General features: G+C 44.9%; 32 protein-coding genes. 24 read left to right on the top strand and 8 right to left on the bottom strand.

Annotated features, from left to right (window positions below; translation table 11 throughout):
* Positions 1 to 92: 92 nt before the first annotated feature.
* The 8 genes from NHB35_RS10205 (at position 93) to ptsP (ending at position 7,673) form a co-directional block, all read left to right on the top strand.
* The gene (locus NHB35_RS10205; RefSeq protein ID WP_353432254.1) at positions 93 to 980 is read left to right on the top strand and encodes a TorF family putative porin; all 888 of its coding nucleotides are present in this window, start codon (positions 93 to 95) and stop codon (positions 978 to 980) included.
* 25 nt (positions 981 to 1,005) lie between these two features.
* The gene (locus NHB35_RS10200) at positions 1,006 to 1,344 is read left to right on the top strand and encodes a P-II family nitrogen regulator (protein ID WP_011903792.1); all 339 of its coding nucleotides are present in this window, start codon (positions 1,006 to 1,008) and stop codon (positions 1,342 to 1,344) included.
* A gap of 13 nt (positions 1,345 to 1,357) precedes the next feature.
* Positions 1,358 to 2,842 (top strand): ammonium transporter, encoded by a 1,485-nt coding sequence (locus tag NHB35_RS10195; RefSeq protein ID WP_353432253.1) that lies wholly within the window; start codon positions 1,358 to 1,360, stop codon positions 2,840 to 2,842.
* Between the two features lie 103 nt (positions 2,843 to 2,945).
* A complete protein-coding gene (gshA, locus tag NHB35_RS10190) occupies positions 2,946 to 4,244 on the top strand; it encodes a glutamate--cysteine ligase (RefSeq protein ID WP_353432252.1) in 1,299 nt (432 codons plus the stop codon).
* Between the two features lie 24 nt (positions 4,245 to 4,268).
* Complete coding sequence (gene gshB / locus NHB35_RS10185; RefSeq protein ID WP_353432251.1) at positions 4,269 to 5,210, top strand: glutathione synthase; 942 nt, start codon at positions 4,269 to 4,271, stop codon at positions 5,208 to 5,210.
* Position 5,211: 1 nt separating this feature from the next.
* Positions 5,212 to 5,634, top strand: a complete 423-nt coding sequence (locus tag NHB35_RS10180; RefSeq protein WP_353432250.1) for a PTS fructose transporter subunit IIA — start codon at positions 5,212 to 5,214, stop codon at positions 5,632 to 5,634.
* Positions 5,635 to 5,652: 18 nt separating this feature from the next.
* Positions 5,653 to 5,922 carry an HPr family phosphocarrier protein gene (locus tag NHB35_RS10175; RefSeq protein WP_353427375.1) on the top strand — a complete coding sequence of 90 codons (270 nt, stop codon included), beginning with the start codon at positions 5,653 to 5,655 and terminating at the stop codon, positions 5,920 to 5,922.
* A 2-nt stretch (positions 5,923 to 5,924) separates the two neighbouring features.
* Positions 5,925 to 7,673, top strand: a complete 1,749-nt coding sequence (ptsP, locus tag NHB35_RS10170; protein ID WP_353432249.1) for a phosphoenolpyruvate--protein phosphotransferase — start codon at positions 5,925 to 5,927, stop codon at positions 7,671 to 7,673.
* Here the strand turns inward: ptsP and NHB35_RS10165 are convergent.
* Genes NHB35_RS10165 through gpmA form a run of 3 tightly spaced genes read right to left on the bottom strand, consistent with a single transcriptional unit; the run spans position 7,670 to position 10,572 of the window.
* The gene (locus NHB35_RS10165; RefSeq protein ID WP_353432247.1) at positions 7,670 to 8,428 is read right to left on the bottom strand and encodes a HesA/MoeB/ThiF family protein; all 759 of its coding nucleotides are present in this window, start codon (positions 8,426 to 8,428) and stop codon (positions 7,670 to 7,672) included. The two genes, ptsP and NHB35_RS10165, sit on opposite strands and share 4 nt — an antisense overlap.
* Before the next feature lie 8 nt (positions 8,429 to 8,436).
* On the bottom strand, positions 8,437 to 9,870 hold the full coding sequence (locus NHB35_RS10160) for a S41 family peptidase (RefSeq protein ID WP_353432246.1): 1,434 nt from the start codon (positions 9,868 to 9,870) through the stop codon (positions 8,437 to 8,439).
* Positions 9,871 to 9,882: 12 nt separating this feature from the next.
* A complete protein-coding gene (gene gpmA, locus NHB35_RS10155; protein ID WP_353432245.1) occupies positions 9,883 to 10,572 on the bottom strand; it encodes a 2,3-diphosphoglycerate-dependent phosphoglycerate mutase in 690 nt (229 codons plus the stop codon).
* 19 nt (positions 10,573 to 10,591) lie between these two features.
* On the opposite strand from gpmA, the gene NHB35_RS10150 reads away from it, so the two are divergent.
* The 4 genes from NHB35_RS10150 to NHB35_RS10135 are packed head-to-tail and all read left to right on the top strand — an operon-like array spanning position 10,592 to position 12,871.
* Positions 10,592 to 11,017: a rhodanese-like domain-containing protein gene (locus tag NHB35_RS10150; RefSeq protein ID WP_353432243.1), complete on the top strand. Its 426-nt coding sequence runs from the start codon at positions 10,592 to 10,594 to the stop codon at positions 11,015 to 11,017.
* Between the two features lies 1 nt (position 11,018).
* Positions 11,019 to 11,273, top strand: a complete 255-nt coding sequence (gene grxC / locus NHB35_RS10145) for a glutaredoxin 3 (RefSeq protein ID WP_215390516.1) — start codon at positions 11,019 to 11,021, stop codon at positions 11,271 to 11,273.
* Positions 11,274 to 11,299: 26 nt separating this feature from the next.
* Positions 11,300 to 11,824: a protein-export chaperone SecB gene (secB, locus tag NHB35_RS10140; protein ID WP_353432242.1), complete on the top strand. Its 525-nt coding sequence runs from the start codon at positions 11,300 to 11,302 to the stop codon at positions 11,822 to 11,824.
* Positions 11,825 to 11,848: 24 nt separating this feature from the next.
* A complete protein-coding gene (locus NHB35_RS10135) occupies positions 11,849 to 12,871 on the top strand; it encodes an NAD(P)H-dependent glycerol-3-phosphate dehydrogenase (RefSeq protein ID WP_353432241.1) in 1,023 nt (340 codons plus the stop codon).
* A 10-nt stretch (positions 12,872 to 12,881) separates the two neighbouring features.
* Here the strand turns inward: NHB35_RS10135 and trmL are convergent, their stop codons facing one another.
* The gene (gene trmL, locus NHB35_RS10130; protein WP_353432240.1) at positions 12,882 to 13,352 is read right to left on the bottom strand and encodes a tRNA (uridine(34)/cytosine(34)/5-carboxymethylaminomethyluridine(34)-2'-O)-methyltransferase TrmL; all 471 of its coding nucleotides are present in this window, start codon (positions 13,350 to 13,352) and stop codon (positions 12,882 to 12,884) included.
* A gap of 36 nt (positions 13,353 to 13,388) precedes the next feature.
* A complete protein-coding gene (locus NHB35_RS10125) occupies positions 13,389 to 14,135 on the bottom strand; it encodes a ComF family protein (protein WP_353432239.1) in 747 nt (248 codons plus the stop codon).
* Between the two features lie 23 nt (positions 14,136 to 14,158).
* Here NHB35_RS10125 and NHB35_RS10120 point away from each other — a divergent pair, with 23 nt between their 5' ends.
* The 7 genes from NHB35_RS10120 (at position 14,159) to NHB35_RS10090 (ending at position 19,746) form a co-directional block, all read left to right on the top strand.
* Complete coding sequence (locus NHB35_RS10120) at positions 14,159 to 14,959, top strand: class I SAM-dependent methyltransferase (protein ID WP_353432238.1); 801 nt, start codon at positions 14,159 to 14,161, stop codon at positions 14,957 to 14,959.
* Between the two features lie 180 nt (positions 14,960 to 15,139).
* Complete coding sequence (coxB, locus tag NHB35_RS10115) at positions 15,140 to 16,297, top strand: cytochrome c oxidase subunit II (RefSeq protein WP_353432237.1); 1,158 nt, start codon at positions 15,140 to 15,142, stop codon at positions 16,295 to 16,297.
* A gap of 42 nt (positions 16,298 to 16,339) precedes the next feature.
* A complete protein-coding gene (ctaD, locus tag NHB35_RS10110; protein ID WP_353432236.1) occupies positions 16,340 to 17,959 on the top strand; it encodes a cytochrome c oxidase subunit I in 1,620 nt (539 codons plus the stop codon).
* Positions 17,859 to 18,074, top strand: coding sequence for a cytochrome oxidase small assembly protein (locus tag NHB35_RS10105; RefSeq protein WP_353432235.1), 216 nt, complete (start codon positions 17,859 to 17,861; stop codon positions 18,072 to 18,074). Before ctaD ends, NHB35_RS10105 begins: the two co-directional genes overlap by 101 nt.
* A 12-nt stretch (positions 18,075 to 18,086) precedes the next feature.
* Positions 18,087 to 18,671: a cytochrome c oxidase assembly protein gene (locus NHB35_RS10100; protein ID WP_353432234.1), complete on the top strand. Its 585-nt coding sequence runs from the start codon at positions 18,087 to 18,089 to the stop codon at positions 18,669 to 18,671.
* A complete protein-coding gene (locus NHB35_RS10095) occupies positions 18,668 to 18,862 on the top strand; it encodes a DUF2970 domain-containing protein (RefSeq protein WP_353432233.1) in 195 nt (64 codons plus the stop codon). The genes NHB35_RS10100 and NHB35_RS10095 overlap by 4 nt, the downstream gene beginning before the upstream one ends.
* A 29-nt stretch (positions 18,863 to 18,891) precedes the next feature.
* Positions 18,892 to 19,746, top strand: coding sequence for a cytochrome c oxidase subunit 3 (locus NHB35_RS10090; RefSeq protein WP_353432231.1), 855 nt, complete (start codon positions 18,892 to 18,894; stop codon positions 19,744 to 19,746).
* A gap of 64 nt (positions 19,747 to 19,810) precedes the next feature.
* On the opposite strand, the gene NHB35_RS10085 is transcribed toward NHB35_RS10090, so the two are convergent.
* Positions 19,811 to 20,023, bottom strand: coding sequence for a twin transmembrane helix small protein (locus NHB35_RS10085; RefSeq protein ID WP_353432230.1), 213 nt, complete (start codon positions 20,021 to 20,023; stop codon positions 19,811 to 19,813).
* A 14-nt stretch (positions 20,024 to 20,037) separates the two neighbouring features.
* On the opposite strand from NHB35_RS10085, the gene NHB35_RS10080 reads away from it, so the two are divergent.
* Genes NHB35_RS10080 through NHB35_RS10060 form a run of 5 tightly spaced genes read left to right on the top strand, consistent with a single transcriptional unit; the run spans position 20,038 to position 24,086 of the window.
* Positions 20,038 to 20,832 (top strand): SURF1 family protein, encoded by a 795-nt coding sequence (locus NHB35_RS10080; RefSeq protein ID WP_353432229.1) that lies wholly within the window; start codon positions 20,038 to 20,040, stop codon positions 20,830 to 20,832.
* Between the two features lie 2 nt (positions 20,833 to 20,834).
* Positions 20,835 to 21,491, top strand: coding sequence for a hypothetical protein (locus tag NHB35_RS10075; RefSeq protein WP_353432228.1), 657 nt, complete (start codon positions 20,835 to 20,837; stop codon positions 21,489 to 21,491).
* Positions 21,491 to 22,594 (top strand): COX15/CtaA family protein, encoded by a 1,104-nt coding sequence (locus tag NHB35_RS10070; RefSeq protein ID WP_353432227.1) that lies wholly within the window; start codon positions 21,491 to 21,493, stop codon positions 22,592 to 22,594. Before NHB35_RS10075 ends, NHB35_RS10070 begins: the two co-directional genes overlap by 1 nt.
* The gene (gene cyoE, locus NHB35_RS10065) at positions 22,591 to 23,484 is read left to right on the top strand and encodes a heme o synthase (protein ID WP_353432225.1); all 894 of its coding nucleotides are present in this window, start codon (positions 22,591 to 22,593) and stop codon (positions 23,482 to 23,484) included. Before NHB35_RS10070 ends, cyoE begins: the two co-directional genes overlap by 4 nt.
* Positions 23,485 to 23,495: 11 nt before the next feature.
* Positions 23,496 to 24,086 carry an SCO family protein gene (locus tag NHB35_RS10060; RefSeq protein ID WP_353432224.1) on the top strand — a complete coding sequence of 197 codons (591 nt, stop codon included), beginning with the start codon at positions 23,496 to 23,498 and terminating at the stop codon, positions 24,084 to 24,086.
* Between the two features lie 30 nt (positions 24,087 to 24,116).
* On the opposite strand, the gene rpoH is transcribed toward NHB35_RS10060, so the two are convergent.
* The gene (gene rpoH / locus NHB35_RS10055; RefSeq protein ID WP_353432223.1) at positions 24,117 to 25,040 is read right to left on the bottom strand and encodes an RNA polymerase sigma factor RpoH; all 924 of its coding nucleotides are present in this window, start codon (positions 25,038 to 25,040) and stop codon (positions 24,117 to 24,119) included.
* A gap of 95 nt (positions 25,041 to 25,135) precedes the next feature.
* Entirely contained in the window at positions 25,136 to 26,026 is an 891-nt protein-coding gene (gene ftsY, locus NHB35_RS10050) for a signal recognition particle-docking protein FtsY (RefSeq protein ID WP_353432222.1), read from the bottom strand.
* Positions 26,027 to 26,081: the final 55 nt, after the last annotated feature.

The following is a 26,081-nucleotide window of genomic DNA, read 5'->3' as shown; positions in this document are numbered from 1 at the left end:
GGCTGGAAATTCAATAGAGGCCTGCCCTTCATCATCACCCCATGCAATAAGCATTAATCCCTTTTTTGATTACAAACAGTAAGGAGTAATACATGAAAACTTTACATAAGAGAGCAATTTCTGCAGCAGCAGTTGCATTGCTATCAGGTTTGGCGTGTTCGGCTGCGTTTGCTGCTGACACACCAACCGATCCAGAAGATGCTGGTAGCCCAATCGCTGCAAACGTAACGATTGTTAATGACTACCGCTATCGTGGTATCAGCCAATCAAACTTTAAGCCAGCGATTCAAGGAGGTTTTGATTACGCTCATGAGAGTGGTTTCTACATCGGAAACTGGAACAGCTCGATTAGCTGGATCAGTGATTCAACATCAACAGGCGGCGTCAACTCTGGGTACACTACAAAGTCAATTTCTGCGCCCATTGAGATGGACTTCTATGCTGGTTACAAGAAAGAGTTAATTGGTGAAGGTTTTGCAACAGATGTTGGTGTTTTGCAGTACTTTTATCCAACCTCGGGTTATCCCACAAGCAATGTGATGGCAAATCCAAACACCACTGAAATTTATGCGGCACAAAACTTTACTTTTGGTCCTGTGACTGGATTTGCAAAAGTATCTTATGCTGTTAGCACTTTATTTGGAAACGTTAATTCTACTGGCTCATATTATCCAGACTTAACTTTAAATTACGACACTGGCGTATGGGGTCTGTCATTAAATGGACATGTTGGATATCAGTATGTTGCTGGAAATCAGCCTGCTGCATCCTCTACACCAAACGTTAGCAATAGCACTTTGTATTCTTATACTGATTGGAAGTTAGGAATTACTAAAGATTTTGGAGGAGGTTTATCGGCTGCCCTTGCATATGTCGGTACAAACGCTGCTACCTATGGAGGATCCTATACCTACCTCAGCCCACAAGGCAAGAACTTGGGTAAATCCACAGGCTTAATTTCTTTAACTAAGACTTTCTAATTTCCACCTCTGAACGGAGAAAAATATGAAATTAATTACCGCAATCATCAAGCCCTTCAAGCTTGACGAAGTGCGCGAAGCTCTCTCAGAAGTTGGAGTTTCGGGCATCACCGTCACTGAAGTTAAAGGCTTTGGTCGTCAAAAGGGTCACACCGAGTTGTATCGCGGTGCTGAATATGTTGTTGATTTTTTACCTAAGGTAAAAATTGAAGCTGCTGTTGAAGATGGCATCTTGGAGCGTGCGATTGAAGCGATTGAAAAATCTGCGCGTACTGGCAAGATTGGCGATGGCAAGATTTTTGTCTCCCCAGTTGAGCACGTCATTCGTATTCGTACCGGTGAAACCGGCGCGTCAGCACTTTAAAGAGAGGTTCAAAATGTTAACTTGGATGAAACGACTTGTTGCTGGTGGCGCGATGGCCTTGGCTATTGGCGCTACTGGCGTAATGGTGACTTCGCCAGCGCACGCTGATGAAGTTAAAAAGCCAGCAGTTACTGCTCCTGCCGCAACACCAGCAGCTGCAGAACCTGCGCCTGTACTTTGCTCTGAAAAGTGCAATAAAGCTGATACAGCATGGATGATGGTTTCCACTGCATTAGTGTTATTGATGACACTTCCAGGCTTAGCTTTGTTTTACGGTGGCTTAACTCGTAGCAAAAATATTCTTTCCATTTGCATGCAATGCTTCATGGTCTTCTCTTTGATTACAGTGCTCTGGTCTATATACGGTTATAGCTTTGCATTCACGGAAGGCGGGGCATTCTTGGGTGGGCTTGATCGTCTGTTCTTGGGTGGCATGAATCCAGATTCAGTTGCGGCAACCTTTAGTAAGGGTGTTGTGATTCCTGAATATGTATTCATGGCTTTCCAGGCAGTGTTTGCAACGATTACTTGCTGCTTGATCATTGGCTCTTTTGCTGAGCGTGCTAAGTTTTCTGCAATCCTAGTGTTCATGGTTATTTGGTTCACATTCAGCTACTTGCCTATCGCTCATATGGTTTGGTTCTGGCCTGGTCCAGATGACATCAAAGATGCTGCATCGCTCGAAGCTATTACTGCTCGTGCTGGTTGGCTGTGGCAGAAAGGTGTTCTCGACTTTGCTGGCGGCACCGTTGTGCACATCAATGCCGCGATCGCTGGTTTGGTAGGTTCATTTGTAATCGGCAAGCGTATTGGTTACGGTAAAGAAGCAATGAAGCCACATAACTTAGTTTATGTAATGACTGGTGCTGCACTCTTGTGGTTTGGCTGGTTTGGTTTCAATGCAGGTTCTGCACTCGAAGCAAACGGAAGCGCTGCATTGGCATTCGTAAACACCTACTTGGCAACTGCTGCTGCAGTGTTGGGTTGGTCTGTTGCTGAGTGGGTTCTTAAAGGCAAGCCTTCTATGCTGGGCGCTGCATCTGGTTGCGTAGCGGGTCTAGTTGCAATTACTCCTGCAGCTGGTTTTGCTGGCCCAATGGGCTCAATCATCATTGGCTTGATCGCTGGCGTAGTTTGTCTTTGGGGTGTTACTGGTCTCAAGAAAATCCTTGGCTCTGATGACAGCTTGGACGTATTTGGTGTTCACGGCGTAGGCGGTATTACTGGTGCTTTATTGACCGGCGTATTCGCTGACCCTGCGTTGGGTGGTTCAGGTGTGTGGGATTACGTAGCGAACGCTGTTGCTCCTGATTACTCTATTGCTAGCCAATTGTGGATTCAGGCGCAGGGTGTAATTACCACTGTGATCTGGTCTGGCGTAGTTTCTTACATTGCATTCAAATTGATCGATATCGTGATCGGTTTACGTGTGAAGGAAGAAGAAGAGCGCGAAGGCTTGGATATCACCTCTCATGGCGAGTCTGCCTACGAGTCTTAATCTGCTTTACCCCTCACCGGATGGCTTTTAAGGGCTGTTCGGTATTTTAAGCGCGGGATCCTAGGATCCCGCGTCTTTCTTTTAAAAATCTTACAATGGTGGAATGGTTCCACATCTCATTACCGCCCTAAGTGGCCCCTTGCTCGAACTTGAGTCAAAGGTGCTTGAAGCAACCCCAACTATTGAGCGCTGGTTCAGGCTTGAGTGGCAAGAGCACACGCCGCCATTCTATTGCTCGGTTGATTTACGAAATTCCGGTTTCAAGCTGGCCCCAGTCGACACCAATCTGTTTCCTGGTGGATTTAATAATCTCTCTCCGCAAATGTTGCCTTTGGCAGTGCAAGCTGCGATGGCTGCTATCGAGAAGATTTGTCCAGAAGCCAAAAATTTACTATTGATACCAGAGCGTCATACTCGTAATACCTTCTATCTCCAAAACATTGCTCGCTTGTCCTCAATCTTGCGTCAAGCAGGATTGAATGTTCGCCTAGGAACTTTTTCTGAAGAGATTAAGAAGCCAACTTGGATTGAATTGCCAGATGGTAATCGACTCCTTATGGAGCCTCTGTCGCGCTTGGGTTTGAAGAAACAACGCTTGGGCTTGAAAGACTTTGATCCTTGTTCTATTTTGCTAAACAATGATTTGTCTGCGGGCATTCCTCCAATTTTAGAGAATATCTACGAACAGTATTTATTGCCAGGCTTGCATGCTGGTTGGCATGTGCGTCGTAAGTCCAATCACTTTGCTGCGTATGAAGAAGTTGCTAAGAAGTTTGCAAAAGTTGTTGATATTGATCCGTGGATGATTAATCCGTATTTCACAAGTTGCTCAAATATCAATTTCCATGAGCGCAAGGGTGAAGATGAACTTCAGACGGCTGTAGAGCAAGTGCTAAAAAAGACTGCTAAGAAATATCGTGAATATGGCATTAAAGATAAGCCTTATGTTGTTGTGAAGGCGGATGCTGGCACCTATGGCATGGGCGTGATGGTGGTGAATGATCCAGCCCAGCTTAAAGGCCTGAACCGCAAAGACCGCAACAAAATGAGTGTTGTCAAAGAAGGTCTTGAGGTTAGTGATGTATTGATTCAGGAAGGGGTTTACACCTTTGAGAAAGTCAATGAGGCTGTTGCAGAGCCAGTGGTTTACATGATCGATCGATATGTGATTGGTGGTTTCTATCGCGTTCATACTGATCGTGGCCCCGATGAAAATCTCAACGCTCCAGGTATGCATTTTGTTCCGCTAGCATTTGAGCAAAACTCGATGCCCGATCTATCTGCTAAGCCAGGTAGTGCGGCACCAAATCGATTCTATTTGTATGGTGTTGTTGCTCGTTTAGCTTTGCTGGCTGCATCGTTGGAGCTAGAGAGAACCGATCCTGATATGGAGGCGGCATAACCCGCCAATAGAGCCGTAAACTATATGGATCTTTTATTTATTGCGGACCCTCTAGAATCTTTCAAGATAAAGAAAGACTCCACTCTAGCGATGATGCGTGTTGCTCAAGAGGCGGGTCATCGCTTATGGTTTTGCCAAAGTCGCAATGTTCTATGGAAAGACAATTTAGTAGTTGCTGATTGTCAGAGCTTAGTCATTAAGCCAACCTCCTCGTCTTGGTATGAATTGGGTGAACTTGAGTCACGATCCTTAAATGTTTTCTCTGCTGTGCTTATGAGGACGGACCCCCCGTTTGATATTGAGTACCTGAATACAACTTGGTTGCTCTCTGCGGCAGTTAGACAGGGCGCAAAAGTTTTTAATAGCCCAAGCGCGGTCCGCGATCATTCTGAAAAACTTTCCATTACTGAGTTCCCTGAATTAATTCCACCGACATTAGTCACTCGAGAGTTAAGTGCGGTTGAAGAGTTTCATCGTCAACATCGTGACATCGTGATTAAGCCCCTTGATGGCATGGGTGGGATGGGTGTATTTAGAGTTGGTGCTGATGGTTTAAATCTGGCAAGTATTGTTGAGACGCTTGGCGAAAACGGCGCAAGAACATTGATGGTTCAACGCTTTTTGCCGGAGATTGCCCAAGGCGATAAGCGTGTATTGCTGATTGGTGGCGAAGTAGCGCCGTTCGCTTTAGCTCGTATTCCACAGGGCGCAGAAATTCGAGGTAATTTGGCAGCTGGAGGCAAAGGAGTTGCAATGCCTTTAACGGATGCTGAAAAACACGTTGCAGAGAAGTTAGCCCCTATTTTGAATCAACGCGGTTTATTCTTAGTGGGATTGGATTTGATCGGCGGTCGTCTTACTGAAATTAATGTGACTAGCCCGACCTGTTTTGTTGAAATAACAGATCAAACCCATTTTGATGTACCTCAATTTTGGTTAAAGGCGCTTGAAAGGGCGGTGTCATAACATGGCAGGAATTGTAATTGTTGCGCATACCCCTGTAGCCAGCGCAATGCTAGGATTTGTAGAGCATACGTTTGGTGCTTTGCCTGAGCGTATTCGGGCTGTGGATATTCCACCTCATGAAGATGTCAAAGCTAGTTTTGACCGAGTCTTAAAAGCTGCCTATGGAGTGAATTCGGGTAACGGTGTTTTGATCTTGACTGATGTGATGGGTGCGACACCCGCAAACGTGGCTTCTAAGCTAGAGGGCTTGGGTCCGCTATCAGGATTAAATACGCCCGTGGTTGTTTTGGCTGGGCTAAATCTTCCGATGCTAATGCGTTGCGTTTCTCATCGCACCGAAGATCTCGAAGAGTTAGCCCAAAAGGCTTTGGCTGGTGGCCAGAACGGTATTTTGCGCTTAGGTGCAAAAGTAAGCCAAGCGTAAATAGGAGAGAAGAAAAACATGCCTGTTGCTGAAATTGAGATCATTAACAAATTGGGTTTACATGCGAGAGCCTCAGCCAAGCTATCTCAGCTAGCAGCCCAATTTCCTTGCGAAATATTTCTGTCACGCAATGGTCGTCAAATTAATGCCAAAAGTATTATGGGTGTGATGATGTTGGCAGCTGGAATTGGTAGCACTGTTACGCTTGAGACTGTTGGTGAAAAAGCGGATGAAGCTATGGAAGCTCTCACTGCATTAATTAATGATCGCTTTGGAGAAGGCGAATAGGAATGACATTTGCATTGCACGGAATTCCAGTATCAAAGGGTATTGCCATTGGCAAGGCCGTGCTGATTTCACGTGCAGCATTAGAGGTTAGTCATTATTTAGTTGAGCCTGGCAAAGAAGATGCAGAAGCTAAAAAATTATTAGATGCTTTCGATCAAGTGCGTTTAGAGCTTGATCAGTTGCGCCAAGGCTTGCCTAAAGATGCGCCTCAGGAGATGGCTGCATTTTTGGATGTGCATGGCATGATCTTGGCAGATCCTGCCCTTGCAGAAAAACCGCTTAAGTTAATTCGGACGCAACGACTGAATGCCGCCTGGGCTTTGACTACGGAGCTAAATGACCTTCTTGAGCAGTTTGCGGAAATTGAAGATCCTTACCTAAAAGAACGCGCGAATGATATTCGTCAGGTTGCAGAGCGCGTCATTAAGGCAATCAATTCACAAAAAGATACTCTCGAGACCGAATTCTTGCCATCGAGCGATGTGGGTGTCGAGTCCATCATTGTTGCCCATGATATTGCTCCGCATGACATGTTGCGCTTCAAAGATCATGCGTTTACTGGTTTCGTAACCGATCTTGGTGGAAAAACTTCTCACACTGCGATTGTTGCGCGCAGCATGGAAATTCCGGCGGTAGTTGGTGTGCGTCATGCCAGCGAAATGATTCGTCATGGCGACTGGCTTATTTTGGATGGCGAGCAAGGCGTGGTCGTTGTTGCTCCGGATGAGCAATTATTAGCCGAATATCGCAAGCTACAAACTCAGGCCGCAAAGGATGCACGAAAACTTCAACAGTTAAAGCACGCTAAAACAGAAACTTTAGATCGTGTTGATATTGAGCTCTTTGCCAATATCGAGTTACCTGAAGATGCTATACAAGCGGTGAAGTTAGGTGCGGTCGGTGTTGGCTTATTCCGTTCTGAGTTTTTATTCATGGATCGCAAGCAAGCCTTGCCAGACGAAGAACAGCAGTATCAAGAATACCGTCGTGTTGTAGACCTCATGCATGGTTTGCCAGTCAATATTCGGACGATTGACGTTGGTGCTGATAAGGCATTGGGTATGGGTGGTGCTGATGTATCGCAAACCGGTACATCACCGTTAGGTTTAAGGGCTATTCGTTGGTCTTTAACAGAGCCAGAAATTTTCCTTACGCAGCTAAGGGCAATATTGCGTGCCTCTGCACACGGCCAAGCACGCATCATGATTCCAATGCTTGCTCATGCAAAAGAAATTGATGAAACATTTCGTCTAATTGAAAAAGCAAAGCAGCAGTTACTGCAGCGTGGACAGTCATTTAACCCCAATATTCAAGTGGGTGCCATGATTGAGATTCCAGCAGCTGCATTAGTGCTTCCTTTGTTTATTGAGCGATTTGATTTCTTATCTATTGGCACCAATGACTTAATTCAATACACCTTAGCCATTGACCGCGCAGATCATGCAGTGGCGCATTTATATGACCCATTACATCCCGCAATTCTGAATTTAATTGCCAACATCATTGATCAAGCAAAGCGTGCTGGTGTGCCTGTGGCGGTTTGTGGAGAGATGGCCGGGGATCCCAGTTTGACGAAGTTATTGCTTGCGATGGGTTTGACTGATTTCTCTATGCACTTCAGTCAGCTTTTATTTGTCAAGCGAGAAATTCTACAGGCTAATGCGGGTATTTTAAAGGCTCGCTTCCCACGTGTTCTTAAGGCTTACGAGCCTGAAGCTCAAGCAAAAGCCTTAGAGCGTTTGTTCTCCTAGCTAGAGTGATTTTTTCCGCAAACTGGGCAGTCGGGGTTGCGAGTAATTTTGATTTGATCTACTTGTGTGGTGCGAGCATTCCAGAGCAACATTCGCCCCACTAATGACTCCCCGAAGCCAATAATGACCTGTAGTGCTTGCGCGGCCTGGATGGCGCCGATGATGCCAACTAGCGGAGAAAAGATGCCCATGCTCGAGCAACTGACTTCTTCGAATTCTTCTTCAGGGGGGAAGATGCAGGCATAGCAAGGAGAGGTTTTGGTTTGGGGATCAAACACAGAAACCTGCCCATCAAAGCGCAAAGCAGAGCCAGAAACGAGTGGTGTTTGATATTGAACACAAGCCGCGTTAATCAGTTGTCTAGTTTTAAAGTTGTCGGTGCAATCTAAAACAATATCAACTGTTGGTAATAGCTTTTCAAGTAGATTAGTCGTAATTCTCTCTTGAAAAATATCAACTTTAACGCCAGAGTTAAGTTGCCCTAGGAACTGTTGGCCAGAAGCTACTTTGCTTTTGCCAATTGTTTGCTCGGTATGCATGATTTGTCGTTGTAGATTAGTGAGCTCTACAACATCATGGTCAACGAGAGTAATTCTCCCAAAACCTGCAGCTACTAGGTATGGTGCAGCTGCGCTACCTAAACCCCCGGCGCCTATGATTAACGCATGGGCATGCAATAACTTCTCTTGGCCCTGAACATCGATATCCTCAAGCAATACATGCCTTGAATAGCGAAGCAACTGCTCATCATTCATATTGCTGATTACTCAAGCTTGGATGATGAGCGCTTGACCGGCTGACCGTTAATAAATGCCACTGCTTGCGTGAGCATGAAATCATCAGCGCTACCCAGTTCAACAGGCTTCTTGTTCTTGTCCTTTTCTTTCTCTTCAGGAGTTTTCTTAGCATTCTTATCTTCAATGCGTTGAAGCTCTTGTAGGCGGCGCTCTTCACGATCCTTAATTAATTTATCTTCGGCAGATTGCTTATTACGTAAATGTTTTTCGCTATCAATCTCACGCGTAATTAATACATCATCAGGATCGCCATCTTTATTTTGATCAACAGGAATATCTGGTTTGATGCCAAACGCCTGAATGGACTTACCGCTTGGTGTGTAGTAATAAGCGGTTGTGATTTTGAGGGCCGAATCATTTGTTAATGGACGAACGGTTTGCACAGAACCTTTACCAAAAGTAGTTTTGCCAATAATGGTTGCTCGTTTGTAGTCTTGTAAGGCACCCGCAACAATTTCAGATGCAGAAGCTGAATAGGCATTTACCAAAACGACCATCGGCAATTTCTTGAAGATGGGTGGGACACCCGCCAATGGATCGCCCGGTTCGCTAAGCCGATACATTGCTGGAGTCGCATTAAAGACTTGCTTGGAATCTGGCGCTTGCCCCTTGGTTGAAACAATTACAGAGTCCGCAGGCAAGAATGCCGCGGCAACCCCAACGGCACCTTGTAATAGGCCACCACCGTTATTACGAAGATCCAAAATGACACCTTTTAGCTTTGGATTCTGGTTAGCAAGGTCGGTGAGTTTTTTAGCAAGATCTGGAACGGTGCGCTCTTGGAAGCTGGTAATGCGAACCCAAGCGATATCGTTATCAACAATTTTTGCTTTAACGGATTGCACTTTGATTTCAGCGCGGGTAATCGTTACTGGGAAGCTACGTTCCTCGCTTTTGCGATAAACCGTTAAGGTAATTTTGGTACCAGGGGTGCCGCGCATAGTGCGCACTGCTTTGTCAAGAGACATACCGCGAACAGGTTTGTCGTCTAAGCGAGTGATTAAATCTCCGGCTTGTAAACCGGCGCGTGCGGCTGGGCTGTCTTCAATTGGATTGAGAACCTTTACTACACCATCTTCAGAAGTAATTTCAATTCCGAGTCCTGCGAATTTCCCAGAAGTTTGCTCTTGCATTTCTGTGAAATCTTTTTTATCTAAAAACGTAGAGTGAGGATCAAGGCTACTGACCATACCTTTGACGGCATCTGTTAAGAGCTGCTTATCTTCAATAGGTTCAACATACTCCCGCTTGATCTGGGCAAATACATTTGAGAGTGTACGTAGCTCATCTAGCGGGAGTTGCCCGCCTTGTTGGGCAGTTGCTGAAAGCTGAATAGTGGCAGCTACACCAGCTATCAAGCCAATTGCGATTAGTGCAAAGTTCTTAAGAAATTGACGCATATTTTTCAGGGTTTAATCCAAGTAGAAGTGTTGTATTGGCTTAAGGTTATCGTCTAATTCATAAACCAGAGGTACACCGTTCGGTACATTGACTTCCATGATGGCCTCATCAGACATTTGGTCAAGGTACTTAATTAAAGAGCGAATACTATTGCCGTGTGCAACAAGTAATACACGCTTGTTTGCTTTTAGTGCGGGGGCGATGGATTCATTCCAAAGTGGCAATACACGCTCAACGTTATCTTTGAGACACTCACCAAGAGGAATGTCGGAAGGATTGAGCTTAGAGTAACGCGTGTCATTTTTTGGATTGCGTTCATCATCCTTTTCTAGAAGTGGTGGGCGAACATCGTATGAGCGTCGCCAGATATGAACTTGTTCATCGCCATATTTAGCCGCAGTCTCTGCTTTGTTTAAGCCGGTGAGTGCACCGTAATGTCGCTCATTTAATCTCCAGCTATGGACTACTGGTATCCACATGAGGTCCATGGTGTCTTGAACATGCCAAAGGGTACGAATTGCACGTCTTAAAACGGAGGTGTAGGCAATATCAAATTCATAGCCTGCTTTTCGAAGGTTTTCACCAGCTGCTAGTGCTTGTTCAGTGCCTTTTGGGGTCAAGTCAACGTCCGCCCATCCAGTGAAGCGGTTTTCAAGGTTCCAGGCGGATTCGCCATGACGAATAAGGACAAGTTGTTTCATAGAGCCATTCTATAATCTGATGATGAACTTTCTCACGCAAATCGATAATTTAGCGCTTATAGCCCTTTTACTAATATCGGGCGCCGCGCTTTTCCTACCTACATTATCTACGCTTATCAGCGGTAAAGGCTTGTCGCCGACAGAGGCTACTATTTGGATTAATCGTCGCAAGGCATATGTTCTTGATTTGCGCTCTGAAGATGCCTATAAGGCTGGTCATTTGCCAGGTGCAAAACTAGCCAATCGTTCTGGCCTAGCTGCCTCGATTGAGGGTATGAAGTTAGATCGCAAGCATCCAGTAGTGTTGGTGTGTGATACCGGCTCTCATTCGCGTAAAGCTCTTGCAGAAGCGAAAAGCCTTGGATTTGCTGAAGTGGGTTTTTTAGAAGGTGGAGTGCAGGCATGGAAAGTTGCCGCTCTTCCTTTAGTGAAGCAAGGTAAGTGATATGCCTCAAGTAACGATGTACAGCACACAAGTTTGCCCATATTGCGTGATGGCTGAAAAGCTATTGGTAAAAAAGGGCGTGACTAATTTGGAAAAAATCTTGATTGATCGTGATCCAGCCCAACGTGAAACGATGATGACAAGAACTGGGCGACGAACTGTCCCGCAAATCTATATTGGCGACATTCATGTTGGCGGATATGATGATTTGGTAGCTCTAGATCGCGCTGGTAAGCTTGATCCATTATTGGTTTAATAGATACAACATTAAGAAAGTTTGTAATGACTGAACAATCTTCTGCACCTAGTGCTGCAAATTCTGAATCCAAAGACCCATCATTTCGTATTCAGCGAATCTATTTGAAAGACTTGTCTCTTGAGCAGCCAAATGCTCCAGAGATTTTCTTGGTAGTAGCTGAGCCACAAGTGCAAGTTGAAGTCGATATTGCGGTAAAGAGAATTAATGACGAATTATTTGAGGTCTCTTTGAGCTCTACTCTGACAGCGCGAGTTGAAGGCAAAGTATTGTTCTTAGTTGAAGCCAATCAAGCCGGCATTTTTGAATTTAATAACATTCCCGCAGAACAAATAGATCCGATGTTAGGCATCACTTGCCCAACCATTTTGTATCCATACTTACGTTCAAATATGGCTGATGTGATCAGTCGTGCTGGCTTCCAGCCAATCCACTTGAATGAAATTAATTTCCACGGCATGTATGAGCACAGGTTGATGCAGGCACAACAGGCCGCAACCAGCGCTGATAATGATGGTGCTGATGAGAGCAAAATCATTCTCCCCAATTAAATTTGCTAGGCTGAGTCACTCATTATGAAAGTGACATTACTTGGCGCTGGCGCGTGGGGGACGGCAATGGCCTCCCAAGCGGCTCGTCAACTGCGTGAAGAAGATGTTTGTTTATGGTCTCGAAGCGCAGATCAGCTAAGAGCAATTGCTCAAAGCGGCGAAAACCATGCCTACCTACCTGGCATTTCTTTGCCAAAGAATCTTCACCTCGAAAGTGATTTTGATGCGGCAGTAAAAAGACTGGGGGTAGATGATCTTTTGGTAATCGCGACTCCTATGTTGGGTTTGTCAGAAACTATTGCACGGGTTCTGAAGATAGCCGATCATTCATTAAATATTGTTTGGCTATGCAAAGGTTTGGAGCCAACAACAGCCCTGTTGCCACATCAAGTGGTTGAGCGTGAAGATCGACTCCATAGTCGCGGCATCCAGCATGCATATGGTGCATTATCAGGACCAAGTTTTGCCCACGAGGTTGGTTCTGGAATGCCTTGTGCGCTAACAGTTGCCAGCCCATCTGAGCGTCTGTGCAAAATTGTTCAGGCCGCTTTTCATCATGGCAATATGCGCGTTTATTCAAGTGATGATTTGATTGGTGTTGAGCTAGGCGGCGCTGTTAAGAATGTTTTAGCGATTGCCGCTGGTATTGGTGATGGCCTAGATCTCGGCTTGAACGCACGTGCAGCAGTCTTAACTCGTGGCTTGGCTGAAATGATGCGTTTAGTTAAAGCTGCGGGCGGTAAATCAGAAACCTGCATGGGACTTACGGGCGTTGGAGATTTAATTTTGACTGCGACAGGAAACCTTTCTCGCAATCGTCGAGTTGGCCTTGAGCTGGCATCAGGTAAGTCTTTAGATGAAATTTTGGCGAACTTGGGGCACGTCGCAGAGGGTGTCTTGTGTGCCGCCGCTGTAGGAGATCTTGCTAAGCGATTAAACGTTGAGATGCCTATCACCACCATGATGGGTGATGTACTGGCAGGCAAACTTCAAGCACAAGACGCTGTCAAAAAATTAATGGGACGCGATCCTAAAATTGAATCGTAATTAATTGTTTTTATTTGCCGCCTATAAATCCATTTTGGCGCCATGCTTCATAAACAACAATTGCTACAGTATTAGAAAGATTTAGACTGCGACTATTGTCTTTCATTGCTAGGCGCAATTGATTTTCGGTTGGAATTGAACTCCGAACCTCATCGGTAATACCTTTTGTTTCAGAGCCAAAAATAAAGTAATCATCCGCTTGAAATTTACCTTCATGAAACTTTCCGCTACCTTTAGTGGTTAAGGCAAATAAATGTTGTGGTTTAGGAGATTCATTTTTGAGAAACTCAGCCCAGTTTCGATGAACTGCAATGCTTGCAAACTCGTGATAGTCCAATCCAGCGCGTCGTAATTTTGCATCTTCCATTGGAAATCCTAGCGGCTCTATCAGGTGAAGTTTTGCCCCTGTATTGGCGCATAGGCGAATGATGTTCCCAGTGTTGGGTGGGATTTCTGGTTCAAATAAAACGATATTAAACATACGAATTCTTTACTTTAAGTAGCTCATGAGCTCGGCTTATAGGCTCAGTTTAGTTGTTCTTAATAGGACCCAATTGCTGACTCGAGCCACCCCGACCATCTTGAGCGTGCGTGCGATCTCATTGAGTGTCGCCCCGCTTGTCATAACGTCATCAAAAACTGCAATAGATTTACCTTCAAGTTTTTTGACATCTTTTGTATCAATATAAAACATCTGGCGTATGTCATGTTGTCGCGCAGAATAATTTTTAGCTGCTTGATCCTCTACATGGTGAAATCGTTTTAGAGCATGGGGTAGTTTCTTTAGATGTTTTCCACATTCAATTCTTTTTGCAAGCTCCCAACTTTGGTTAAAGCCACGAGCAAGTAGCTTTTTCTGACTTAGCGGAACGGGTAGTAAATAATCGATCGATCGATCGTCAATTTCGTTTGCAAGTACTGTATTCCAAATCTCGCTAAGTCCATGAGCACATGCAAGACGCTTTTGATACTTAAATTGATGGAGCGCTTCTTGAAGGAGGCCGTCATAACGATCAAGGCAAATCGTTTGATCAAACCAGGGCGCTTCTGCAATGCAAGCATTGCACTTCTGTTGCTTAATCTCTGCAGATTGCAATGGAATTCCACAGAGATGGCAGCATTCATATTGCAAAAGACAGTTGTAATAAATCATTTGCAGGCATTGAGTGCAAATGCCTGCGGATTGATATTGTTGGCAAACGATACATGCCGTTGGTAAGACCGAATTGCTGAACGATTGAATAAGATTATCTAGAATTCGCATGGGGCGCTGAGTATACTGAGCTAATGACCCAATCCATCAGATGGTTACAAGATGAAATCGCAGATCGTATGCTGCAAAAGCTCGACATCGTGAAGCTGGATGTTCGGGATATTTTGGTGACTCCAGACTATCCAGGAAATCATCAAGCGATATTAGCAAAGCGTTTTCCACATGCTCGCATTCATAGTGTCATTGAGGACGGATCCTCAAGACTGCAATTGTGGGTTGTAAAAGTTCGTGCAAGTTGGCAATCAATATTTCGAGGTGTAAAAACAAGTTCAATTGCACAACTTTATGCTTCTAATAAATTTGATATCCCTGACAATTCTGTAGATTTAGTTTTTAGTAATTTATTGCTGCAGGACTTAACAGATCCCAAATTGTTTTTGCGAGAGTGTTGGCGTGTTTTGCGTGAGGGTGGCCTCGTTGTATTTAGCTATCTTGGGCCTGACACTGGAAAAGAATTGCGTGCAATGCAGTGTGGCGCCCTACAGCTCAAAAATTTAAGAAGTCCTTGGGATATGCATGATTTAGGCGATGCTTTGGTGGCGGAGCGATTTTCTGACCCTGTAATGGATATGGAGTATTTGACTCTGGATTACAAGGAGCCCAAGCTTTTATTGGGGGATGTGGAGGCTTTGAAGTTGGCAAATGCAAACTCTCATTTAGAGGCTGAAATAAGCAATTTGCCCCAAAAACTGACCTTAGAGGTAGTTTATGGACATGCCTGGGTCCTTGGAAAACACCTTTCTAAATCACAAGATAGCGTTGCTTATATTGACGTAAATCAAATTGGGCTCAAGACTAGGACAGATTCTCATTAAGTGTAAGTACTTACTATCATTTTAAGCTACACCAAGATTGGGTGTAGGGGGGTTATCCCTGTTTGTTGTTGAGTCTAATTAACCCTATAATCACCGCTGGATGTATTGGCTTGAGACCGCATTTTGGGCATTTTGTGGCGTTTTTTGCTGCAGTGCCCGCGACAATAAACAGAGAATAAGATGAATTTATTTGGAAAAGTCACTAGGGCATCGCTCTATTTAGTAGCAGCCTTTGGCACTGCTTTTGCTTATGCAACAGAAAACATGCCTGGCGGCCCAGCTGTAAACCAGCTGAATTTCGCTGCCCCAGCAACCAAAATCATGCAAGAAATCCACTGGTTACATTGGATGATGCTTGTTATTTGCGCATTGATTTTTGTGGGTGTCTTCGGTGTGATGTTCTATTCGATTTTGAAACATCGCAAATCACTCGGACATAAGTCAGCATCATTCCACGAGAGCACATTAGTTGAAATTGTATGGACAGTCATTCCATTATTAATTGTTATTGGTATGGCTTTGCCTGCAACGAAAACAGTTGTGGCGATGAAAGATACTACCAACTCCGATATCACCATTAAGACAACAGGTTATCAGTGGAAATGGGGTTACGACTACATTAAGGGCGAAGGCGAAGGCATTAGTTTCTTATCCACTCTTTCTACTCCACGCGAAGCCATCAACAACCTTGCACCAAAATCAAATACCTATTTGATGGAAGTGGATAACGAGATGGTTGTACCAGTTGGCAAGAAAATTCGTTTGATCACTACTGCAAATGACGTTATCCATGCGTGGACTATCCCAGCATTTGGTGTTAAGCAAGATGCGATTCCAGGATTTGTTCGTGATACATGGTTCAAGGCAGAAACTATCGGCACATTCCGCGGCCAGTGTTCTGAATTGTGCGGTGCAGAGCATGCGTTTATGCCAATCGTTGTCAAAGTAGTTTCACAAGATGACTACACCGCTTGGGTTGCTCAGAAGAAAAAAGAAATGGGTGCTGCAGGTGATGATCCTTCCAAGGTTTATACATTGGACGAGCAGAAAGAGCGTGGTGCGAAAGTCTACGCTGCTAACTGTGCCGCATGCCACCAGCCAAATGGAAAAGGTGCTGGCGCTTTCCCTGCGTTGGATGGCAGCAAAGTAGTGAATGGTCCTAAAGCTGGCCAATTCAATATTTTGCTAAATGGTAAAGGTGCGATGCCTAAGTGGGCTGGCGTAATTTCTGATGGCGATATTGCTGCAGTCATTACCTATACCCGTAACTCATGGGGTAATAAGACGGGTGAAGTCATTCAGACCCAAGAAATTATTACCGCACGCGGCGGCAACTAATTCAGATTAACTAATACAGATAAAACGAAACCGGAGTAATCCATGAGCACAGTCTCTACTACCCACGATCACGCACACGACCACGCGCATGATGATCACACGCCACACGGCTGGCGTCGTTGGTTGTTTGCAACCAACCACAAAGACATCGGTACGATGTATTTGATCTTCTCATTTGTCAGTTTGTTGGCAGGTGGCGTAATGGCATTGGGAATTCGTTTGGAATTATTCCAACCTGGTTTGCAGTTCCTGCGCCCAGAGTTCTTTAATCAACTCACTACTATGCACGGCCTCGTGATGGTGTTCGGTGCGATTATGCCGGCCTTCGTTGGTTTTGCTAACTGGATGGTGCCTTTGCAAATCGGCGCATCAGATATGGCATTTGCCCGCATGAACAACTTTAGTTTCTGGATTCTTCCTGTGGCAGCAACATTGCTATTGAGTTCATTCCTTGTTCCTGGTGGTGCTCCCTCAGGTGGCTGGACTATCTATGCTCCATTGACCTCACAGATGGGTCCTGGCATGGATATGGCTATTTTTGCCCTCCACTTATTGGGTGCCTCCTCAATCATGGGTTCGATCAATATCATCGTAACCATTTTGAATATGCGCGCACCTGGCATGACATTGATGAAGATGCCAATGTTCTGCTGGACATGGTTGATCACTGCTTACTTGTTGATTGCTGTGATGCCAGTGTTGGCTGGCGCAATTACCATGGTTCTGACTGACCGTCATTTCGGTACCTCATTCTTCTCCGCAGTTGGCGGTGGTGACCCAATTATGTTCCAGCATATTTTCTGGTTCTTTGGTCACCCAGAGGTTTACATCATGATTCTTCCAGCATTCGGAATCATTAGTGAAATCGTTCCTGCTTTCTCTAGAAAGACATTGTTTGGTTACAGTTCAATGGTTTATGCAACTGCATCGATTGCAATCTTGTCATTCATCGTTTGGGCTCACCACATGTTTGCAACTGGCATGCCAGTAACAGGGCAACTGTTCTTTATGTATGCAACGATGTTGATTGCTGTTCCAACAGGCGTGAAGATTTTCAACTGGGTTGCAACGATGTGGAAGGGTTCGATGACCTTTGAAACCCCGATGTTGTGGGCCATCGGCTTTATCTTCGTTTTCACCATGGGTGGCTTTACTGGTTTGATTTGCGCAATGGCTCCAATTGACATCGGCATTCAAGATACTTACTACATCGTTGCCCACTTTCACTATGTATTGGTAGCGGGTTCATTGTTTGCCATGTTTGCTGGCTTCTATTACTGGTGTCCAAAGTGGACTGGCTTCATGGCTAGCGAAACACGCGGCAAGATCCATTTCTGGGCTTCTATGATTTTCTTCAATATCACCTTCTTCCCAATGCACTTTTTGGGCCTAGCGGGTATGCCACGTCGCTATGCTGACTATCCTACTCAGTTTGCTGACTTTAATGCGATTGCATCTATCGGTGCATTGGGCTTCGGTTTGGCGCAGGTTTACTTCTTGCTCTTCGTTGTGCTGCCTGCATATAACGGCAAAGGCGAAAAAGCTCCAATGAAGCCATGGGATGGTGCGAAGGGTCTTGAGTGGACCGTGCCTTCACCAGCGCCACATCACACTTTTGAGAATCCGCCTAGTGCAGAGCAAATGCGTGAAGCAGGAATTTAATAATTCAAGGAAGCAAGCCCTAGCTGCGAACAATCGTAGGATGGGCTTGATTCTCGTGAGTATCGTAGTGACATTTTTTATTGGTATTTTGATTAAACGGAGTTTGTTGGGTTAATCCCTTGTAGAAATGGTTGTAGATCAAGCGCTAAATCGTCAAATTTTGTTGAAGCTCTTAATTGCGGCTGTGATGATGTTTGGTTTTGGTTATGCGTTGGTTCCGATGTATAAGGCCTTGTGTGAGGTCACTGGAATTAATGTAGTAACAAGTAAGAATGATTATGGTGTTAGAGCCTTCAGTCCTAATAAGGTTGGCAATACGCAAGTTAACTATGCTCGTACAGTAACTATTGAGTTTGATTCGAATAGCCGTGGCCCGTTTACCTTTAAGCCAGTAAAGAATTTTTTAGAAGTGCACCCTGGTGAAATGACAGAGATTGTTTATGAAGTAACCAATAATCAGAATCGCCCAGTACGCGCTCAAGCAATACCAAGTTATGCGCCTAAAAGTGCAACGGAGTTCTTTACTAAATTAGAGTGCTTTTGCTTCCAGGAGCAAACGTTAGCAGCAAAAGAAACAAAAAAGATGCCGGTAGTCTTTGTAATAGATGCGGGTTTACCGGATGATGTAAAAACAATTACTTTGTCATACGCCTTCTTTGAGTTGGGTTTAGGTGGTACGCCACCAGCTCCTAAATCAAGGCTGGCATCATGAAAAAGAAAGGTAGTTTTATGCAGTCTATGAAAGCCGTGATGTGGGGCTTTTTAGGTGTGCGTAAGAAGTCTGGTTTGCAGGAAGATGTTGCTTCATTGAGTTTTGTGCACATTATCATTGCAGGAGTTATTGGTGCCCTGATTTTTATGGGAGTGCTCCTGTTGATAGTGAAAGTAGTTGTGTCCCATTGATTATTTTTTGATTGAATAGAGAGAATAAGATGTCATCCAATTCAACCCCATACTATTTCGTCCCTGGACTATCTAGACATCCAGCAATGGCAGCTTTTGGCTTAATTGCTTTTGGCTTTGGTATTTCTGGATGGGTAAATCACGCCTCGTGGGGCGGGCCTTTGACGCTCGCGGGCGTTGCATTTGTTCTCTACGTTCTCTATAACTGGTTTGGCGACACGATTGCAGAATCCAATGCTGGCAAGAACGGTGTCAACGTAGACATCTCTTATCGCTGGTCTATGGCTTGGTTCATCTTCTCTGAAATTATGTTCTTTGGCGCATTCTTTGCGGCCCTTTTCTATGCTCGCAACATCGCGATGCCTTGGATGGGTGATGTCGAGAGCAAATTGATTTGGCCTGATTTTCAGGCGGTTTGGCCAAATGACGGTCCTGCTGGTTTGGTTGAGAAATTTACGACCATGGGTCCTTGGCCAATTCCAACAGTCAATACTTTGTTGCTCTTGAGCTCTGGTGTAACGATTACTATCGCTCACCATGCATTGGTTGAAAATCACATGAAGAAAGCCATCATTGGCTTGGCTGCTACTGTTGGTTTGGGCGCTATTTTCTTGGGTTTCCAAGTGTACGAGTACTACCATGCATATCATGAGTTGAATTTGAAGCTGACTTCAGGCATTTATGGCTCTACATTCTTCATGTTGACTGGTTTCCACGGCTTTCACGTTTTCCTTGGTGGCACGATGTTGGCGATTGTTTTGCGCCGTATGATTCGTGGTGACTTTACAGCTAAGCATCATTTTGCGTTTGAAGGTGCCGCTTGGTATTGGCACTTTGTTGACGTCGTATGGCTTGGTTTGTACATCGCTGTTTACTGGATGTAAGATAAATAAAAATCGGGGCTTGTAAGCCCCGATTCAGTTTTAAGCACACTTGTTTGTTGTTAGCTTAGTTGGTTCCCACTTTGATTCCCGTTGCCTCGATTACCCCAAAGTAATGGGCCAGCAAAATTCCCAGGAATAGGGCAATTGATAAGCCAATACGTAGCATCAGTGAGTGAACCATTCGAGAGCTATTGCCACGATCTTTCATCATGTAATACAAAGCTGATCCTAGGCTAAAAACAATCATTAGTAGGACAATTGGAATAATCCACTTCATTTCAAATCCTTATCTTGAATCGTAAAAACAGTCTCTTCGATGCCTTGGTAGTAAAGCGTGTAGTTGCTACTGTATCAGCCTTATTGGTGGTTGCTATTGGTTGTGGGGCTGGAATTTGGCAGGTTGGCAGGGCACACGGGAAGATTGCTTTGGCTGCCAATTTGTTGGCCCGTCAGCAGATGCCGATATTGAATGCAAATACTCATTCGTGGACTTTAGAAGAGGCCAGTGAGCGTCGCATGATTGCTCGCGGTAAATATATTCCTGAGGCTGCTGTTTGGCTAGACAATCGTCCGCAACCTGTTCCCGCGGGTGGTGCTGGAGCGGCTGCACAAGCCGGCTTCTATGTAATGATGCCTTTTCTGCTGGAGGGTCGTGATGAGGTGCTTTGGGTCAATCGAGGTTGGGCACCACGTAATCACGAGAATCGAGAGATATTGCCAAGCATTGAGACTCCCGTCGGGACCTTGAATATTGAGGGTATCGTTTTTGCTCATCCCGGAAAGGTGTATGCATTAGGTTCCGAGGATCTAAATGTGGATATAAATAAACCCCGTATTGTGCAAAATTTTGATTTAGTGCGAGAAGGCCAACTTCATGGCTGGTTACAAACACCCTTTATTTTGCGTTTAGAGGAAACTGGGGTTGCTGATGGTCTAGTCCGAGAATGGGTCCCTCTGACAACTGGGGTTGATCGCCATTATGCTTATGCCTTCCAGTGGTTTGCATTAGCATTTGCGGGCTTTGTATTTTGGTTAGCTGGCGGTTTGCGTCAATATTGGCGACAAAGTGCAGCACATGGGGATTGAGAGTGAGCGATAAAGATTTATTGATACCAGCATCACAGGTAGATTCAGATGCTATCAATGCACGTACCCGTCGTGGTCGTATTCAGATGCTGTTGTTACTGTTGGCTTGCGCCTCCCCAGTAATTGCATCCTATTTTACGTACTACGTAATTAAGCCTGCGGGCGGTAAAACCAATTTAGGCACTCTGGTTTACCCGGCTCAAGAATTCAATACGGCATGGCTCGATACGACCACTAAAGGTAAGTGGAGTCTTTTAATCGCACGTCCTGCTGGCGAATGCAAGATTGGGGATGAGAAATGTATTGAGGCCTTATTTTTGATGCGTCAAGTAAAGGTTGCCATGGGGAGAGAGGGAAGTCGTCTACAGCTCCTATGGGTTAACACAGATGGTCAGCCTGTTGATCCAGAAGTCATAAAAGCGTATGACGAAAAAGCGGCAGGCTTCAAAATTGTCTCTTTTCCCTCAGATCCTAAACTTCGTTCTGACTTTGAGGCATGGCTTAATAAAGAGGGTGCGGGTCAGCAAATTCAGTTAGTAGACCCAAGCCCTGCAAAAATGATGTACTTCCCAGTAACAAACTCCCCTAAAGAGTTTGCTGGCATGAAGAAAGATCTAGAAAAGCTCCTGAAGTTAAACCACAAGGGCGAGAATTTGTAATGCCCAGTTTTATCTTACATTTGGAATTGGCTTTAATTGCAATCGTATTTGCGGGATTGCCGCTCGCCTATTTGTGGACGAAGCCTGGTTATAACTTCTTTCAAAAGCTCAATTGGGTCTTGGTATTTATGACTTTTGACTTAATTGTTTTTGGTGCCTTTACCCGTTTGACTGATTCTGGTCTGGGTTGTCCTGACTGGCCTGGTTGCTATGGAAGCTCTAATCCCCTACATGCTCTTGGAGACATTAAGCAGGCCGAACATCTTTTGCCCGATGGTCCCGTTACGGTAATGAAGGCATGGATTGAAATGATTCACCGATATTTGGCGATGACTGTTGGCGCTCTTATTTTGGTGCAGGTGGGGGTGGCATTTACTAAGTTGAGGTCTTTGGGCAAAGGCCCGCTACTAGGTAGCTTGGGTTTGCTGTTGTTGGTTTGTATTCAAGGTGCCTTTGGTGCTTGGACGGTGACCCTAAAATTACAGCCCATTATTGTTAGCCTTCACTTAATCTTGGCATTATTTTTATTGGCCGCTTTAACTACCTATGCCCAACAAATTTGGGTTGAAAAAAATTCATCAGTACGAATGCTGCGGGTAAGACCTGTTCCTGGTTTTTTATGGTTAACGGCTTTTGTTATTCTCTTTTGTCAAATATTTTTAGGTGCTTGGGTGAGTACCAATTACGCAGTGTTGGCTTGCCCAGATTTTCCTACTTGTCTTGGTTCGGTTTGGCCTGAAACTAACTGGCAAGAAGGCTTTACGCTATGGCGTCAGCTTGGCTTGAATGCGCAAGGCGAATTTATTTCCCCAGTAGCCTTACAAACCATTCATTGGGCGCATCGTCTCTTTGCATGCTTGGTCTTGCTAGTGCTTTCGGTTTTAGCTTGGCGGGTATTACGACAGTCAAACCCAGCAACAGAGAGTTTGAATCGTTTTGCTAAGCTCTTGGTTGGCCTGCTTGCGTTACAGATTATTACTGGGATTTCAAATGTGGTTTTCCAGTGGCCCTTAGTTGCTGCCCTGATGCATACAGCAGGTTCTGCCGCTTTGGTATTCTGCATGGTCAGAATTGGTTATTGGACTTCTTGGAAGCCCCTATGAGCATAACAAACACAGGCGAGCAACAGGCTATGCCACGTTGGCGTCAATACTGGGTTTTAACTAAACCTAGAGTGACTCAACTCGCCGTTTTTTGTGCCGTGATTGGTATGTTCTTGGCTACCCCAGGGATGGTGCCTTACCCCGTCCTCTTCGGCGGAATAGTTGGTATTTGGTTGTTGGCGGGCGCGGCTTTTGCCATGAATTGCCTAATAGAGCAGGCAGTAGATGCCAAGATGAAACGTACTTCATGGCGCCCTTCGGCTACCGGTGAAGTAACACCGTTTCATATTGTTCTTTTTTCGATCATTCTTGGTTCTCTCGGAATGATAATTTTGTGGAATTTTTGTAATCCACTGACAATGTGGTTGACATTAGCCACCTTTGTTGGTTATGCAGTGATTTATACCTGGCTGTTAAAGCCAGCAACACCCCAAAATATTGTGATTGGTGGGCTTTCGGGGGCAATGCCACCTGCTTTGGGTTGGGCCGCGGTCACTAATAGTCTCTCGGCCGAAGCATGGCTTCTGGTATTGATTATTTTTGTTTGGACACCACCGCATTTTTGGGCGCTTGCCTTATATCGTCGCGATGATTATGTGCAATCAGGTTTACCAATGCTGCCTGTAACGCATGGTGAGCGTTTTACCTTGTTGAACATTTTGCTCTATACCTTGATTCTGATTGCGGCAACCTTGCTGCCCTATATTTACGGGATGAGTGGCATGGTGTATTTGGTCTCAGCCGTGATATTGGGATTGATATTTTTAGCATATGTGATTGCTCTATTTATCTCATATAGCGATGCTTTGGCTAAAAAGACATTTCGCTTTTCTATCACCTATTTATCCTTGCTCTTTGCAGCATTGCTAATAGATCACTATTTCCTTTGAGATCATTTGGAATGAATATGTTTGCATTACGTAGTTTTTTGATTGCTGCTATGGCAATGATTTTGGTCGCATGTAGCCCAAAGCCAGAGTTTAAAAATATCGATATCACTGGCAGCACCGCATTTGGAAAAGACTTCAGCTTGCTCGATCCCGATGGAAATGTCAGAACATTGGCTGATTTCAATGGCAAGGTTGTAGTCATGTTCTTTGGCTATACCCAATGCCCTGATGTTTGTCCAACAACATTAACGGAGATGCAGCAAGTGATGAGTTTGTTGGGCCCACAGTCTGATAAGGTGCAGGTCTTGTTTGTTACTGTTGACCCTGAGCGCGATACTGCGGCAATTTTGAAGCAGTATGTCCCCTCTTTTGATTCCCGCTTTTTGGGATTGCGTCCAGCAGATGAGGCTGCCTTAGAAAAGGTGGCGAAGGACTTCAAAATTTATTACAAGAAAGTGCCGGGGAAGAGTCCGGGCTCGTACACGATGGATCATATGGCAGGCAGTTACGTCTTTGATCCAGAGGGACGTTTACGTCTTTACATTAAGCATGCGCAAGGCCCAGAGACCTTGGCACATGATTTGAAAGAACTAATGAAGTAATTAAAAGGGTTCTGTAAAAAACCCTTTTAATTAGGCTGCCTCAAGCAGACCGCGCATCTTTTTGAGCGCTGCCGTTTCAATTTGGCGAACCCGCTCAGCAGAAATACCATACTCCTCGGCAAGATCATGCAAGGTCTTGGTGCCGTTACCATCCGCATCCATTGCTAGCCAGCGAGATTGAACGATATTGCGACTGCGCTCATCAAGAGCCATTAGGGCTTGATCAAGCTTGGGGCCTTGTAATGCCTCGGCTTGAGCGCTAGCAATGCGCTCAGTTGGTTCTTGGCTGTTATCGGCAAGCCACTGAATTGGGGCATAAGCTGCCTCATCATCGATGTCATCGCCTTCAAGCGCAATATCGCCACCAGCAAGACGCATTTCCATTTCTTTAACGTCAGAGCCTTTGACATCCAAAGCTTTTGCGAGTGCATCTACTTCCGCTGTAGTTAGCGAATTCAAGGTAGGCTTATTGCTACGTAAATTAAAGAACAACTTACGCTGTGCTTTGGTTGTTGCTGTTTTTACCAAGCGCCAATTTTTGAGGATGTACTCATGAATTTCCGCTTTGATCCAATGGATTGCATAAGAGACTAAGCGGGCGCCATTGCTGGGGTCATAACGCTTCACTGCTTTCATGAGGCCAACATTGCCCTCTTGAATGAGATCGGCATGCGGAATGCCATAACCAAGATATTGACGAGCAATAGAGACAACTAAGCGTAAATGTGAGAGCACTAATGTTTTTGCAGCTTCCACATTTTCAGTGCGACGAAACTCCTGCGCAAGATGTAACTCTTCCGCAGCGCTAAGCATCGGTACGCGATTTACGTACGCGATGTAAGAATCGAGTGTGCCAACCCCAAGGGATGGCAGCATTGGAAATGCGGACGCCGCTGCAGCCTGCGCTACAGGCAGCCTTTGCAAATTCGGTTTGTCAGATTTCTTTTGAACCATTTTTCTTTATATAAATATGAGGTGTTAATAGATTTACATTTTAGCACTCTTGTCAATAGAGTGCTAATGGTTTCTAGTGGTTGTAAGTTATTGAATTAATTGAATAATTCAGAGGAATATTGCCCTGCTTTGAATGGGGCTAAATCATCAATTCCCTCACCCTTACCGAGTGCCAAGATTGCTGGTTTGGGGCCATCTTTGAGGGTTTGGGCTAGGGCGCAAATAACACCCCCTTTAGCGGTGCCATCAAGCTTGGTAACGATGATTGCAGTAAGGCCCAGAGCAGCATGAAATGCCTTTACTTGGCTTAAGCCATTTTGTCCGGTATTGCCATCTAGAACTAGAAGGGTATGGTGAGGTGCTCCAGGAAGGGCTTTGCCAATCACTCTTTTGACTTTCTTGAGCTCTTCCATCAGATGGTCTTGAGTGGCAAGGCGACCTGCAGTGTCGATAATCAGAACATCATTTTTGCGAGAGACTGCAGAGTGAATTGCATCGTGTGCAACAGCTGCTGCATCCCCGCCCTCTTGAGTAATAACGTCAACTTGGTTGCGTCCACCCCATTCTTGCAATTGATTTCGTGCAGCAGCTCGAAAGGTATCACCTGCTGCCAGTAGCACCGATTTGCCTTGAGATTGAAAGAGCTTACAAAGCTTTCCAATAGTGGTTGTTTTGCCTGCGCCATTGACGCCAACTACTAGCCATACTTCAGGAATATGGCTTGAAGTGCTTGTAAATAAAGGATTCGGGCTAGGCTCAAGACTTTGTAATAAGCTTGTAACCTCTTGAACTAGCAATGCTTGTAGCTCTTGTGCGCTAGATGCTTTTTCCGATTTAGCGGCTTTGCGCAGCTTAGCCATTAATTGTTCGGTCGTAGGCAAACCCACATCACTCTGAATGAGTGATTCTTCCAAATGATCAAACCAAGCATCATCTAATTTGCTTGATTTAAATAGAGATCCTAGGGTTTTACGTAATCCAAACATAATCGATACAATTTAATCCTTGCATCTTATCAATTTAATTCTTGGGATATGGTGA

The organism is Polynucleobacter sp. MWH-UH23A, from assembly GCF_040409805.1.
GTDB lineage: Bacteria > Pseudomonadota > Gammaproteobacteria > Burkholderiales > Burkholderiaceae > Polynucleobacter.
This window is presented reverse-complemented; position numbering and strand designations above follow the sequence as displayed.